Below are 13536 nucleotides of genomic sequence, written 5' to 3'. Positions count from 1 at the left end.
ACATGATAACTAAGAAAAAGAAGGAATTTAAGATCTGCAGTCGCTCTTCAACTGCACAAGTCGCGTGGCCTGTTTAGCCAAGCAGGCTTTTTTCTTATCTATGCCATTCGCATTTGAGTTTTAAGAGATCGTCTAAGAGGCTTTCTGTCTCTCGGTAATGGATTCGGATTGCCGGGTATCAATGAAGATCTGATAAAAATTAAATTGGTTGCCCCTAAATATAAAAAATATTTTAATCAAACTGTCATTCAGTCATTGCAAACCAAACGGAACTAACAGGCACGGAAGAGAATTCTTCGGTGGGGAGTAGGTTCTTTTATTTCAAATATTTTGGGAGTTCAAATGGAATTAGCGCGACTTAAATTATTTAAAATCTTTAGCCACTTATTTTTGAGCCTGTTTTTTCTTTGTTATAGTTATTTGCCCGCTGTTTGCGATCCTGCTGTCGTCGCTATATCAAGTGGGGCTTTCCATTCTCTTGCTTTGAGAGGTGACGGGACCGTGTGGGCGTGGGGAGATAATATTTTTGGGCAAGTAGGAGATGGAACATTTACCAATTCAGACATCCCTATTCCGGTGGGAGGAGGAACTCCATTTACAGATGCTGTTGGTATAGCGGGAGGAGGGTTTCATTCTCTTGCTTTGAAAAGCGATGGGACGGTATGGGCGTGGGGATATAACGGGTTAGGTGAGCTAGGCAATGGGACGAATGCAGATTCTAATCTTCCGGTACAGGTCGGAGGTGGAACGCCGCTGACGAATATTGCCGCCATAGCGGCAGGAAATGCGCATTCCCTCGCTTTGAGAAGCGATGGAACGGTATGGGCTTGGGGAGCCAATAGCAGCGGCCAGTTAGGCAATGGGACGAATGTAGATTCTAATCTTCCGGTGCAGGTCGGAGGAGGAACGCCGCTGACGGATGTGATTGCCATAGCAGGAGGGAATGGACATTCTCTTGCATTGAAAAGCGATGGGACGATATGGGCGTGGGGAGCCAATAGCAGTGGTCAGCTAGGCAATGGAACGAATAGCCCTTCTAATGTTCCCGTGCAGGTTGGAGGAGGGACGCCGTTTTTAAATGCCATTGCCATAGCATGCGGCAGCAATCATTCTCTTGCTTTGCGAAGTGATGGAACGGTATGGTCCTGGGGAGCCAACAACAGTGGTCAGCTAGGCAATGGGACGAATACGAACTCAACCCTTCCTTTACAGGTCGGAGGAGGAACACCACTGACGGATGTAATAGCCATAGCAGGTGGAGATATTCATTCTCTTGCTTTGAGAACTGATGGAATGGTATGGGCGTGGGGAGGCAATGCTAGTGGTCAGCTAGGTGATGGAACGAATGCGGAATCTGATGTTCCGGTGTTAGTAGGGGGAGGAACTCCTTTTATAAATGCCATTGCCATAGCAGCCGGAACAAATCATTCTCTAGCTTTGAGGGGCGATGGGATCGTATGGGCATGGGGGGATAATTCGCTAGGCGCTTTAGGCAATGGAACGACTACCAGTTCTAACCTTCCCGTGCAAACAGTTAATTTGTTAGGAAGTGAGGAGATAAAAGCAATAGCCAGTGGATCTTCTCATTCTCTTGCATTGAAAAGCGATGGGACGGTATGGGCCTGGGGATTAAATGCCTTTGGTGAACTGGGAAATGGAACAAATACTGACTCTTCCGTTCCTGTACAGGTAGGAGGAGGGACACCGCTGACGGATATCATTGCTATAGTAGCAAGAAGAGACCATTCTCTTGCATTGAGAAGTGATGGGACGGTATGGGCCTGGGGATCCAATGCTGATGGCCAGCTAGGCGATGGAACGAATACGGATTCCAATATTCCCGTGCAGGTAGGAGGAGGGACACCGCTGACAGATATCATTGCCATAGCAGCTGGATATTCGCATTCTCTTGCATTGAGAAGTGATGGGACAGTATGGGCCTGGGGATCTAATGTTAATGGTCAGCTAGGCGATGGAACGAATACGGATTCCAATATTCCGGTGCAGGTCGGGGGAGGCACACCGCTTACAAATGTGAGCGCCATTGGAGCAGGGGGATATTTCTCTCTTGCTTTGAAAGCGGATGGGACGGCATGGGCGTGGGGAGATAACACATTCGGTCAATTAGGCAATGGAACGAATAGTCCTTCTAATATTCCCGTGCAGGTTGGAGGAGGAGTACCATTGACAGCTGTCGTTGCCTTATCAGGCGGATCTTATCATTCTCTTGCATTGAGAAGTGATGGGACGGTATGGGCCTGGGGAAATAACCTCGATGGCCAGCTAGGCAATGGAACGACTGCTATTTCTTATACTCCGGTACAGGTCGGGGGAGGAATACCGCTTACAAATGCGATTGCTATATCAGCGGGCGGGTATTACTCTTTGGCTTTAATCGATGATGGCACGATGCAGGCTTGGGGGTTTAATAGCTTTGGTCAATTAGGTAATGGAACAACAACTAGTTCTGAACTCCCTGTGGTAGTAGGAGGAGGAACGCCATTTACAACTATAAAAAATATTGCAGGTGGAGAGAGTTATGCGATGGCTTTAAAAAGCGATGGCAGTGTGTGGGCCTGGGGAAATAACTTCTATGGCCAGTTAGGAAATGGAACAAATACTAATTCTTCTATTCCTGTGGAAACAATATTCACGCCTATTGTGATAGCCACGCCGGCAAACCAAACGATTGCTAGCGGAGAAACGACATCCATCCTTCTTGGTTCAAATATAAGTGGAACAACATTTAGCTGGACGGTGAGTCAAAATAACGTCTCTGGAGCTGCGAATGGTGCAGGGACAACTATCAGCCAAACATTAATCACAACAGCTAATGCACCCGGTACGGCCACTTATACAATCACTCCTATTAGTCCACAAGGATGCATCGGAACGCCTATGCAAGTCGTTGTGACGGTCGAGCCTGTCGCTCAATTGCTGGCTATTACCTCCTCTAATGCAGCCAATTTTGTCGTAGGGCAGCCTTCGAGTTTTACTGTGACAACGGCTGGATCTCCTATTCCTTCCCTGATTGTAATAGGACAGTTACCTATAGGCCTGGCCTTTATAGATAACGGGAATGGAACGGCGACGCTTTTTGGGACTCCGGTAAATGGGACCCAAGGGGTTTATTCCTTAACTATTGTTGCCAGTAATGGCGTTGCCCCTAATGCCGTGCAAAACTTTACCCTTATTATATCCGATAATGGAGGAGGAGGGGGAAGCGTAAATCCGCCTAGGCATGTGAGAGGCTCGCAAGGGATTAACTTGTGTAATGGGCAAGCAGACTTTGTCAATACCTTGACATGGAACGCCCCTTCTGGAGGAAATCCGGTTGTTGCTTATTACATCTATCGCAATAGCCTTAATCATTTGGTTAAAGTCGTGCCAGCCGGGCAGCCCCTGCAATTTAAAGACCGCCACCGCCAAATTGGAAGGGTGTATACGTATTTTATCGTTGCAGTTGACGCCTCTGGCAATGTGTCTGAGCCGATTAACCTAGTCGTCCGTCCGCGTCCTAAAAAAATAACCTTTTGTCGATTAAAATTTAATCCCCTGCTATTTCCAGGGGCTACAGAATAAATTGAATGATTTAATAAATTCCGAATTAATTTAACTGTCGGAATTTTATTGACAAGATCTTTAGAAAAGCTGGCTAAGCCTTCCATGTAAAGGCTTAGCTGGTTTTTTAATTAAAATGGATGGGAATTTTTGCTCATTTATCGGCTAGCAGTACATTTAAAAAAAACTCTAAAGCAGTTGTAGAAGATATTAAATCCAGGAAGCAATCTTAACGATTTTAATACGCCTCTAACAGTCTTTAATTAAATGATTTTTTTATTTTCACGGATTTTTGAAGTTTTAAATGGAATTAGGGAAATGAAATCGTTTAAGATTTTAGCCATTTATTTTTGATCTTATTTTTTCTTTGCTGGAATTGTTTACAAGCTGCTTGTGATTTAACTTTCATCGCTACAGCGGCTGGAGGAAGTCATTCTCTTGCTTTGAGAAATGATGGGACAGTGTGGGCTTGGGGAAGGAATTTTAATGGCCAGTTAGGAGATGGAACGACTCTAGATTCTAGCCTTCCGGTGCAAGTTGGGGGAGGAACCCCGCTGACAGGCGTCATTGCCATAGCTGGCGGAGGAAGCCATTCTCTTGCCTTGAAAAATGACGGCACGGTATGGGCGTGGGGAAATAATGGCAATGGCGAACTTGGCGATGGAACGTCTATTGATTCTCCTATTCCCGTGCAAGTGGGTGGTGGGGGGCCATTTACAAATGCGATTGACATAGCGGCCGGAAATTTCCATTCACTGGCTTTAAGAAGTGACGGCAGTGTATGGGCATGGGGAGATAATGGTGGCGGCGCGCTAGGCAATGGAACATTTATTGATTCTTCTATTCCGGTAGAAACAATCTTTACCCCCGTTGCGATAGCCACACCGGCAAATCAAACGATTGTTAGCGGAGGAACGACATCCATCGCGCTTAGCACGAATCTACCTGGAACAATTTTTAGCTGGGAAGTGAATCAAATCGGTACGCTCGGAACGGCTAATGGAATAGGAACAACGATCAATCAAACATTAGTTACCACAGGAAATACGCCTGGAACAGCCACTTATACGGTCACTCCTATTACCTCACAAGGATGCATAGGCACTCCTATTCAAGTCGTTGTGACGGTCGAGCCTTTACCACCCTCTCTGGTTATCACATCGCTCCATACAGCTAACTTTGCAGTAGGGCAGCCTTCCAGTTTTATCGTGACAGCGATCGGATCGCCGACTCCCTCCATTGTTGCCATAGGAAAGTTGCCTGCAGGCCTGATCTTTGTGGATAATGGGAATGGAACAGCGACGCTTTTTGGGACTCCGGTAAATGGAACACAAGGAATTTATTCTTTAACTATTATAGCTAGTAACGGCATTGCTCCTAATGCCATGCAAAATTTCACCCTTATAATATTATCGGGCGGAGGCGTAAAACCGCCTAGGCATGTCAAGGGCTTTCAAGAGATTAGCCTATGTAAAAAGCACGCGGATTTTGTCAATATCTTGACATGGAAGGCCTCTGCAGGGAGCGGTGCTGCCGCTTATTACATCTATCGCAATAGCCTTAATCACTTAGTTAAGATAGTGCCAAGCGGAGAGCCTCTGCAATTTGAAGACCCCCATCGCAAGCCTGGAAGAACATATACGTATTTTATTGTCGCTGCCGATGGGGGTGGCAATATATCTGAGCCGATTAGGCTAGTTGTCCGTCCCCTAGGAGAATAACGACATGTTGGACACACTTTAATGCCTCTCTACTTTTGGGTATGGAATAAACCGGATTAAGTTTTAAAGGTATTTGCTTGCTCGATTTATTGAAAACTAGCCAAGCCATTGCATGAAAAAGGGTGGCGGTTTTTCAATAAAATAGAAATGAAAGCCTTTAGATTGCCCTTACTAAATTTAAGCCAGCGCTTATTCTTATTGCGTCGCGCGCAATAAAAGTCCTGCCAAAGCATATTTGTTTTTGGAATGCCCGGAAGCGATAGCTTCTATTAAGGCTTCAATTCCCGGGATATCTTGATTGGTAGCTAAGGACTCATAGGCCTTGATGAGAAGCTGAGAGGTTTCTTCAGGAGTTAAAACATATCCTTGGCTATTCCATTTCCATGGGATAAAAGGCTGAAACCGAATAAATTCCGTTTGACTTTGATTTTTGACCCACTGACGCAACTGGTCATCATATGGGCCAGGCTCTTGCAGGCGGTATAGTGTTAAATTGCAATAATGGCGGACAAGAGGAGCGCCTAGCTTTTGCTGGTAGGTCTTTAAGCAATTAATTGCTTCTAAGGAGCCAATATCTTCTAAAAGCTCTGCAGTTAAGGGGACGAGATCATTTTGCTGGGCTGCAAAAATTTGATGGGCAATGCGAATGAAATCCGCTTCTGATTGTTCTCTAATCATTTCCAGGATAGATTCTTTCAATTCCAGATGATCTTCGTAAGCGCTTATATCGTCTTGCAAGATTTGATTAGCGGAAGGAATGATTTTCCAGGCTTTAAAAACTTTTCCAGGAGAATGGGTAGGACTGAAGGCTAGATCGCGTTTATCGCGGATCAAGATTTCTTTTATATGCTCAAAAGCTTGAGGATGCCGTTGATGAAGCAAGGCAATAATGGCATTGAAACGAATCTGCATATCCGGGTGTTGCAGAAGAGGAAGCAAGGCTTTTGCATGATCAAGCATCTCCCCTAAGGCTGCAATGGCAAAAATGTCTCCTTTTTGAGCCGCTGATTCAATGGCTTGCAATGCCTCTTCTTGCCCTAATCGATAAAGCGCTTGCCGGGCAGCTAAGGCGACTGTCGGATATTGCGAAGAAGCGAGCTTGTTTAATTTGGTAAGCGATTGTTCATCCTTAAATAGTCCAAGCGCATAGGCGCAAGCTTCTTGCTGGCTAAAATGAGAATGAAGCGCTAACTGCCTAATTTGGGGCAGCAGATCATCCCTTTGATATTTGGCCAAACTTAAAATCGTGGCGAGGCGGACATCTTCCGAAGAATGAAGAAGAAATTTACGCAAGATGCGCATGGCTTGGGGAGTGCCTGCTGCAGCTAATAAAGGGGGATAGAGAGGCAGCACAGCTTTAGGGGTCTTATACATAAGCGATTCAGTTTGATTGACCGCTTGAGGATGCTTCTTTAAGCACAGTTGATGGGCAGCTTCAAAGCGTACAAGCAATTGATCAGACCCCATCGCTCGTAAAAGAGCCTGATCGGCTTGATCATGCTGGAGTTGAGCCAAAGCTTTGAGGGCAACAACCTGAATTTGAGGGTAACGGCTCTTTAGGCCTTCTTCCAGAATGTAATAGGCATCCTCATGAACGGAGACGCTTGCTCCAAAAAGAGCGAGCAATTGAATTTCTGGATCAGACTGGCGAGCGCCATAATCTAAAAGAGCCAAGCCTATTTTATGCAGAAGCTCAAAATCGTGCCTGCCCGTTTGCTTAGCGGCAGCTTGATATAAATTTAAAGCTTGCTGATGCTCTCCTTGCTGAATAAGAAATAAAATGCGTCCCTCTTCCGGTGAAAAAGAAGCGTGAGCCCAGATAGGAGAAATAAAGAGGAAAAGAGAGCAAATAAATTCAATACAGCCCTTCATATGCATGACTAGCGATCAGCCTTTTAAATGTTTCCAAAGATCAATGCCGACTTTTTTTAAAAGATTTTCCAACGCATTTAGAGGAAGTCCCATTACATTGTAATAACACCCCTCAATGCGCTTGGCAATCAAGCCGCCTGGCCCTTGAATCATATAGCCCCCCGCTTTATCCGCACAATGCAAAGTTTGTTGATAAAGCCGGATTTGTTGATCCGTTATTTCATTAAACAAAACTTTTGTTTCTTCAATTTGCTCAAAGAGCTGATCTTTATAAGATAAAGATAGGCCAGTAAAAACACTATGCCAATGACCCGCTAGCGTTTTCAAATATTCAAAAGCCTCTTGCTCATCACGTGGTTTCCCAAAAATTCTTTCATCTTTATAGACAATGGTATCGGCTGTCAGAATAAGGGCATCGGGATATTGCTTGCGAAGAAGCTCGGCTTTTCCCCTCGAGAGAATAAGAACATATTCCATAGGATTATTCTTAAAAGGAATGGCGTCTTCGTCAAAGGAAGAAGCAACTTGGGTAAAAGGCAAGTTAAAATAACTCAATATTTCTCGTCGCCTGGGAGATTGAGAACCTAGAATAAAGTGCATATTGTCTCTTAGGATATGAACGTTTGAGGAAAAAGATAGGGAGTATGGCTATCTAAGTTAAGTTTAGGACAATAAAGTTGCAACTGTGTTTTGAGCTCCTGCTCTTTTTTTCTTAATTGATTGTAAGTCAACCCCTCTTCAATAAAAAAGCCTATATAAGGCTTTTCTTGGCAATAAGCTTCAACCAAATCATTTTCTTTCTGCCATTTGCCTTCTTTCCATCGAGAACTTTGATTAAGATGCATTTTTATTTCGCCATTAAGCAGATAACCAAGGAAAATGCGGGTCTCGATTTTATTTGTCATAAAGACGTTTTCTTTATAAAAATTTAACAAAAAATTTATTATTTAATTAGGTAAATACTTTAAATTAGAATTAGCTAGATGATCCAACTAGGGTGGATAATTATGTTTAATGAAGCCCTCTCTCGCTGGAATCCCTTTAATGTCTTTGGGTCAGAGATTGAGATAGAGGATATCATACGCCATCCACTTCAACATAATGAAACGCTCATGCAAGACAGCCGCGGTCGTTTTCATCGTATCACTGCTCCTGCCAGCCAAGCCTCTTTTTGGGATAAATTGATTTTTTGGATTCAGACACACCTTAATCAAAAGGGCCATTTGGATGCAATTGATAACATTATTTTATCTTTTCAGGAAAGAGTTTTACAACAGCCTATTTTAGCCGCAGAGGAATTGAAAGCAATCAAAGCTAAAATGGAGAGCTTGAAATCCCTAAAGAATGATTATTGCTTTACCCATTTACATTTAGGGGATCCGTTAAGTATTGATTTGCGATTAAAAGCCATTGAAGATCAGGCTTATTCTATTTTTGAGAAAAGCATCCAACAAATGGCTAAAGAGCAAGAGGATGTCCGTAGGAAGCAATTTGTGATTTTTACACAAGCCATGCAAATCGCCTTGGCGCGCTTAAATAAGGAATATTTAATAAGCTTGAAACAATTGCGCTTTCTCGTCGTTTCCTTTCCGCCTCAATTGACAATTCTTTTTCAAGACAGGATCGAGAATATTCGCTCTCGTCTTTTCCTTATTCAGCAATTGAATGATCAAATTGTTATTATGAAAAAAGACCACCAAGGCAAATTTACCATTTCCGGCGTGGATGCGTATTTAGAACAAATTCGCTCTCAATTGCGTTTGGAAATTGAAAAAATCAAAGTGGAAATAGATGTTTTAATTGAGAACTTGAAGATTAATCACCATATTAACCCATTGAAAGAACAAATAGCAGAGTTTCTAGTTTCCATCGGAATTCACTTAGACGAAGAAAAGGAAATAAAAGAGAAAAAGTTGCCTTCCCCTATTCAATGTTTGCTAGAAGAAATCGAACAAATTAAGCGGGCATTGATTTAATGACCTGAAATTTGGTAGTGCTAAACTGGTAAGAAAGAGAATGGCTATACAAGATATGAAAAGCAAAATTTTCGCTGCTTAGAATGCAGCAATAAGAAAAAATGATCAATGGTTATGGCTTATCTTATAAGAAAAGTCGGCAAGTTCTTACAAGGCAAGTCGGGCCTCGTGATAAAAAGACAACCGAACTTCTTTTTGCAAAATTGCCCGAATCATTAAAAAAGCCATATTTCACAGATAAGTTTAATGTCTACTATGAGACCATTCTTTGGAGTCAACACCATCCAGTTAGCAAATAATCTGGTCAGACGAGCGACATTGAAAGATTTAATTGTACACTCAGACAGAGATGTTCACGGCTTGTAAGAAAAATTCTCTCTTTTTTCTAAGAAGTTAGCCAATCATATTGGATTAATAAAGTATTTTATTTGTGACTATAATAGGCAATTAAGAGCCTTACCTGTTTAGAGACTGTCGTCGAATTAAACTTTTAGCTATATTATAGACCTAAAAGGGTCTAAAAATGACATATAAACCTTATCCAACAGATCTGACAGATAAAGAATGGGAAGTCATCGAATCCTTATTACCACAAGCAAGAAGAGGGGCGGGTAAAAAGCCCAAATACTCAAGAAGGCGAATGTTCGATGCAATATTTTATGTACTAAAAACAGGGTGTACATGGAGGGATTTACCTCATGATTTTCCTCCTTGGAAAGCGGTCGACTCGCAATACAGGAGATGGAAAGAAAAAAACGTTTTTGAAAGCATCCATCATCATTTAAGGAGAAGTCTTAGACAACTGCTAGGGAAAAATAGGGAAGCTAGTGTAGCAATTGCTGATAGTCAAAGCGTTAAAACAACAGAAAAAAAGGGCTATGCGGATTTGACGGGGGCAAGAAGGTTAAGGGTCGGAAAAGACATCTATTGGTTGATCACTTTGGATTAGTCATAGAAGTTGCTATATCGGCTGCTAATTGCAATGATAGAGATGGCTTGAGAGTCAAGATGTCTAAAATAAAATTAAATAATAGGCAGCCCCCCCTCTCTTATTTACCTGGATGCAGGCTATATAAGTGAGAATCTAGAAGAAGAGATAAAAGAATTTGGCTGTCGAATTGAGATTGTTAAGCGAAATGATAAAAGTTTTAAAGCCTTGCCAAAGAGATGGATAATTGAGAGAACTTTTGCATGGCTGGGTAAATTTAGACGTTTAAGCCAGGATTTTGAGCAATACGCCACAACTATCGAAAATATGATTTATCTTGCTATGACCAGACTTATGCTTAAACAAATAAGTAAATTAATTTAATTCGACGACAGTCTCTTAGCATTACCTAAGATTTGATAAACTTACATTATTTTTTTCTTTGCATTAGTAGTTATTAAGGTTCTCGGTTTGGTTTATTAAAATAATGTCATATTTGCTTGAAATTAAAAAAATTGAGAGCGTATTGAGCAACTTTTTGATGAGAATGAAAAGAGGTGATAAGCTCTTGATTTTGATTAAAAGTTTTTTCTGGTTTTTCTTTGATTTGGTCGGAAGTGATAGAAAGAGTATCTGCGATTTTTTGTATTTTTTGTTCATAGTCGGAAAGTAAAAGCAGTACTTGTGAGACCCGATAAGCGGGCATCTCGCTAGGTCTTTTTCCACTTTTAAATTGATACTGGATTGCTTGAATATCTAGGGTTGAAAAAATATTTTGATCAAATAAAAACTCAACGATCGCTGATTTCTTATAGACAATTGAGGAAAATAAAAGAGTTTGTTTAATAGAGTCAAAGCGTGGATCTTGATTCATTTTTTCATAAAGAAATTTAAAAATCGGTAAGAAATCATAATATGGTCTTTTTTCTGAAAGAATTGATTGAATCGGCAATTCTTGTTTTTGATTGATTGTTGAATAAAGACAAAGCTCTGGATATTGATCCATTAAAAATTCCACTCCTGAAAAAGAGCTTTCAGAAACAGCTTTAAACAAAAAATCAGATTTTAGTCCATCTATTTGTTCGGACCAATTTATATAGGTCTGATTCCAAACATACAAAATGAGCTCTCGATCATCTTTTGTAAAAACAAGATTTAAAATATTCAACGCTTGGTCGATTCGCGATAAATCATTTGCTCCTTGGCTAATAAGAAATTTAACCATGGGAAGTATATTTTTTTTTGAACAACAGAAGGCTGTTTGAAGAGGGGTCAAGCCGCTTTTATCGACTTCATTTACATTAAATTTATATTTTGCAATTATGAAACTGATAAAAGGAATATCTTGGCTTTTAATAAATGAATTTAAAACTCCTTGGGTTTCTATTTTTCCTAGCAAGTAATCGATAACTTCTAAAGATCTGGCTTGAATCGCAATATCGATCGGATACCTATCGATAATTTTCAAATTTAAATTTTCATGAGTACAATCGACCCATTTCTTTACTTGTTCCAATACTCCTGCTTGAATAAGAAAATCAAAATATAACTTTCGGGCCTCTGACCTTGGATATTGATTATTTATAAGTTCTAGCGAAGGTAAAATATGGTGATCAAAACGAAGAGGAAAACCAAAAACCGACCGTAAAGAATTTTCCGTAAAAAAAATATGTTCTTGTAAAGTACCATTTTCTTCCAGTCTAGTTATTTCTTCAAAATTTATTTCTTCAAAATTCGAGTTGAAAGGAGAGATCAAATGCGTTGTAATTGTCTCTTCTTCTTCCAAATTATGAAAACGTGAGTTTTGGAGAGGTTCTGCGTTCACATAAGCGGAAAAAAGGAGAGGATTTTGTATGTAATGAAGCGCATGAATGAGTTCATGTCCTAAAGTAATAAAGCTGGTGCTAACAAGAGGTTGAAGCTCTCCAGTCGTGGGAGAACGCATAATGGAATGGGGATCGTTTTCATTTATTTCTATGGTGGGTGTTGTATCTCGATATAAAAATCGCGATCCAGAATCCGATGTCAATTTTATTACTAGATTTTTGTTTTCATTTTTATAGCTTGGAATAATTTGGTCGATTAATGCCCGACCGAGTTTTCTTGTCATTAATAATTTTAACATTTCCCCTATTTCTTTCTTATTTGAAGTCTCTATGAGGCAGGGCGTTTGCTGTTGAATAATCTGTTGGTGAAGCAAAACGATTCGGTGTAATTCGTTTTCTTTAATTCCGTTTAACGGCATGAGTCCTTTATATTCATTTTTAAAAACAATTAAATCAGTACCAAAAAAAAGATGGGAAGGGTCTTGGATGGATTTAAAAACGATCTCTTGCAATTGATTTTTACCAGCTTTCATTTGATCGTTGTTGTCAGTATTAGAAACCGGTTGTTCAGTTGCTCCTAACTTTTGAATCCTATCTTTTTTCAAAGAATTAGAAGTGCGATCAAAAGAGGAAAAAAGCTGACTACCTAAGTTTTCTGCTTTTATCTTTTCAGAAAAGTTGTCCTCTTTATTAAGAGGTTCTAATCCATAAAAATGATGCTTTAAATCAGTATTATTAGATAAAGGATTCATGTTTTTATCATTGTTTATTGATTCTTTTATTAAATTTATTTTAATGCTAAAATGTTAATTTATTATAAAAATAAATTAAATTATTTTATTTAATCGATTTTGAGGATGTTAAATAGGTGAAATTATTCAATAAAATGATAGTTAAATAAGTTTGTTGTTATAATTTAATGAAAAAGAGTAATGAAATGCTAATACTGTAGATCAGATTTGGTAAAAAAGAATAGTTAAGATATAAAAAGCAAAATTTTCGCTGTCGGGAATGCGGCAAGCAATTTAGCAAAAACAGAGAAGATAAAATCATTAATGAACAAATAAGAAAGTTTGTAAGAAAAGCACTTTTAGAAAGAGTTTCTCTTATTTGTCGAATTTTTGATGATAGTATGCGATTGGATTTTATTGACTTCATAATAGGGAATTTACCAGAAGATTTAAACATAAAGTAATTGTAAATGAGGAGAATGAGCTTTGGAGTTATGGAGGTAAAAAATGATCAATGGTTATGGCTTGTTCTACATAAAAAGAGTCGGCAAGTTCTTACAAGGCAAGTCGGGCCTCGTGATAAAAAGACAACCGAACTTCTTTTTGCAAAATTGCCCGAATCATTAAAAAAGCCATATTTCACAGATAAGTTTAATGTCTACTATGAGACCATTCTTTGGAGTCAACACCATCCAGTTAGCAAACAATCTGGTCAGACGAGCGACATTGAAAGATTTAATTGTACACTCAGACAGAGATGTTCACGGCTTGTAAGAAAGACTCTCTCTTTTCTAAGAGCCTGTTAAAAAACTTGGTTTGTCAAACGTTTTAGCATTAATTTAGACATTGCCAAATAGATAAAAGCTTCAGAAGTTGAGGGATAATATTCATAGTCTTTACTCAATCTTCGATACCTTCCAA

10 protein-coding genes and 2 pseudogenes are annotated in these 13536 nt (G+C 40.1%); 8 read left to right on the top strand and 4 right to left on the bottom strand.

The features are described from left to right. Positions 1–342 precede the first annotated feature (342 nt). Positions 343–3582, top strand: a complete 3240-nt coding sequence (locus BN3769_RS05435) for an RCC1 domain-containing protein (protein ID WP_154017830.1) — start codon at positions 343–345, stop codon at positions 3580–3582. Between the two features lie 329 nt (positions 3583–3911). Continuing rightward, the gene (locus BN3769_RS05430; protein ID WP_068468393.1) at positions 3912–5282 is read left to right on the top strand and encodes a PKD-like domain-containing protein; all 1371 of its coding nucleotides are present in this window, start codon (positions 3912–3914) and stop codon (positions 5280–5282) included. 195 nt (positions 5283–5477) lie between these two features. On the opposite strand, the gene BN3769_RS05425 is transcribed toward BN3769_RS05430, so the two are convergent. Genes BN3769_RS05425 through BN3769_RS05415 form a run of 3 tightly spaced genes read right to left on the bottom strand, consistent with a single transcriptional unit; the run spans position 5478 to position 8059 of the window. Then, on the bottom strand, positions 5478–7160 hold the full coding sequence (locus BN3769_RS05425; protein WP_068468391.1) for a HEAT repeat domain-containing protein: 1683 nt from the start codon (positions 7158–7160) through the stop codon (positions 5478–5480). A 9-nt stretch (positions 7161–7169) separates the two neighbouring features. Then, positions 7170–7754, bottom strand: a complete 585-nt coding sequence (locus BN3769_RS05420) for a Maf family protein (RefSeq protein WP_068468389.1) — start codon at positions 7752–7754, stop codon at positions 7170–7172. 8 nt (positions 7755–7762) lie between these two features. Then, entirely contained in the window at positions 7763–8059 is a 297-nt protein-coding gene (locus BN3769_RS05415) for a hypothetical protein (RefSeq protein ID WP_068468387.1), read from the bottom strand. Positions 8060–8161: 102 nt separating this feature from the next. Between BN3769_RS05415 and BN3769_RS05410 the strand changes: the two genes are divergently transcribed. From BN3769_RS05410 to BN3769_RS15225, 5 genes and pseudogenes are all read left to right on the top strand, one after another. Next, positions 8162–9130 (top strand): hypothetical protein, encoded by a 969-nt coding sequence (locus BN3769_RS05410; protein ID WP_068468386.1) that lies wholly within the window; start codon positions 8162–8164, stop codon positions 9128–9130. A gap of 94 nt (positions 9131–9224) precedes the next feature. After that, a pseudogene (locus BN3769_RS14405) lies at positions 9225–9598 on the top strand (IS1 family transposase); the annotation flags it as partial. A 55-nt stretch (positions 9599–9653) separates the two neighbouring features. Then, entirely contained in the window at positions 9654–10079 is a 426-nt protein-coding gene (locus BN3769_RS05400) for an IS5 family transposase (protein ID WP_068468382.1), read from the top strand. Beyond that, positions 10058–10210, top strand: a complete 153-nt coding sequence (locus BN3769_RS15230; RefSeq protein ID WP_154017829.1) for a hypothetical protein — start codon at positions 10058–10060, stop codon at positions 10208–10210. Before BN3769_RS05400 ends, BN3769_RS15230 begins: the two co-directional genes overlap by 22 nt. Beyond that, complete coding sequence (locus BN3769_RS15225) at positions 10158–10442, top strand: transposase (protein WP_079989418.1); 285 nt, start codon at positions 10158–10160, stop codon at positions 10440–10442. The genes BN3769_RS15230 and BN3769_RS15225 overlap by 53 nt, the downstream gene beginning before the upstream one ends. Before the next feature lie 106 nt (positions 10443–10548). Here BN3769_RS15225 and BN3769_RS05395 read toward each other — a convergent pair whose 3' ends face one another. Further along, on the bottom strand, positions 10549–12636 hold the full coding sequence (locus BN3769_RS05395) for a M91 family zinc metallopeptidase (protein ID WP_068468380.1): 2088 nt from the start codon (positions 12634–12636) through the stop codon (positions 10549–10551). Between the two features lie 207 nt (positions 12637–12843). Here BN3769_RS05395 and BN3769_RS14395 point away from each other — a divergent pair. Next, positions 12844–13406 (top strand): annotated as a pseudogene (locus BN3769_RS14395) (IS1 family transposase); the annotation flags it as partial. Positions 13407–13536: the final 130 nt, after the last annotated feature.

The sequence above is a fragment of the Candidatus Protochlamydia phocaeensis genome, assembly GCF_001545115.1.
Classification (GTDB): domain Bacteria; phylum Chlamydiota; class Chlamydiia; order Chlamydiales; family Parachlamydiaceae; genus Protochlamydia_A; species Protochlamydia_A phocaeensis.
Note: the sequence above shows the minus strand (reverse complement) of the source record. Positions and strands in the feature narration are given on the sequence as shown.

Excerpts from the sequence above, each read along its gene's own strand:
- BN3769_RS05435 (WP_154017830.1), top strand. The coding sequence starts at position 343 with ATGGAATTAGCGCGACTTAAATTATTTAAAATCTTTAGCCACTTATTT.
- BN3769_RS05425 (WP_068468391.1), bottom strand. The coding sequence starts at position 7,160 with ATGCATATGAAGGGCTGTATTGAATTTATTTGCTCTCTTTTCCTCTTT.
- BN3769_RS05420 (WP_068468389.1), bottom strand. The coding sequence starts at position 7,754 with ATGCACTTTATTCTAGGTTCTCAATCTCCCAGGCGACGAGAAATATTG.
- BN3769_RS05415 (WP_068468387.1), bottom strand. The coding sequence starts at position 8,059 with ATGACAAATAAAATCGAGACCCGCATTTTCCTTGGTTATCTGCTTAAT.
- BN3769_RS05410 (WP_068468386.1), top strand. The coding sequence starts at position 8,162 with ATGTTTAATGAAGCCCTCTCTCGCTGGAATCCCTTTAATGTCTTTGGG.
- BN3769_RS05400 (WP_068468382.1), top strand. The coding sequence starts at position 9,654 with ATGACATATAAACCTTATCCAACAGATCTGACAGATAAAGAATGGGAA.
- BN3769_RS05395 (WP_068468380.1), bottom strand. The coding sequence starts at position 12,636 with ATGAATCCTTTATCTAATAATACTGATTTAAAGCATCATTTTTATGGA.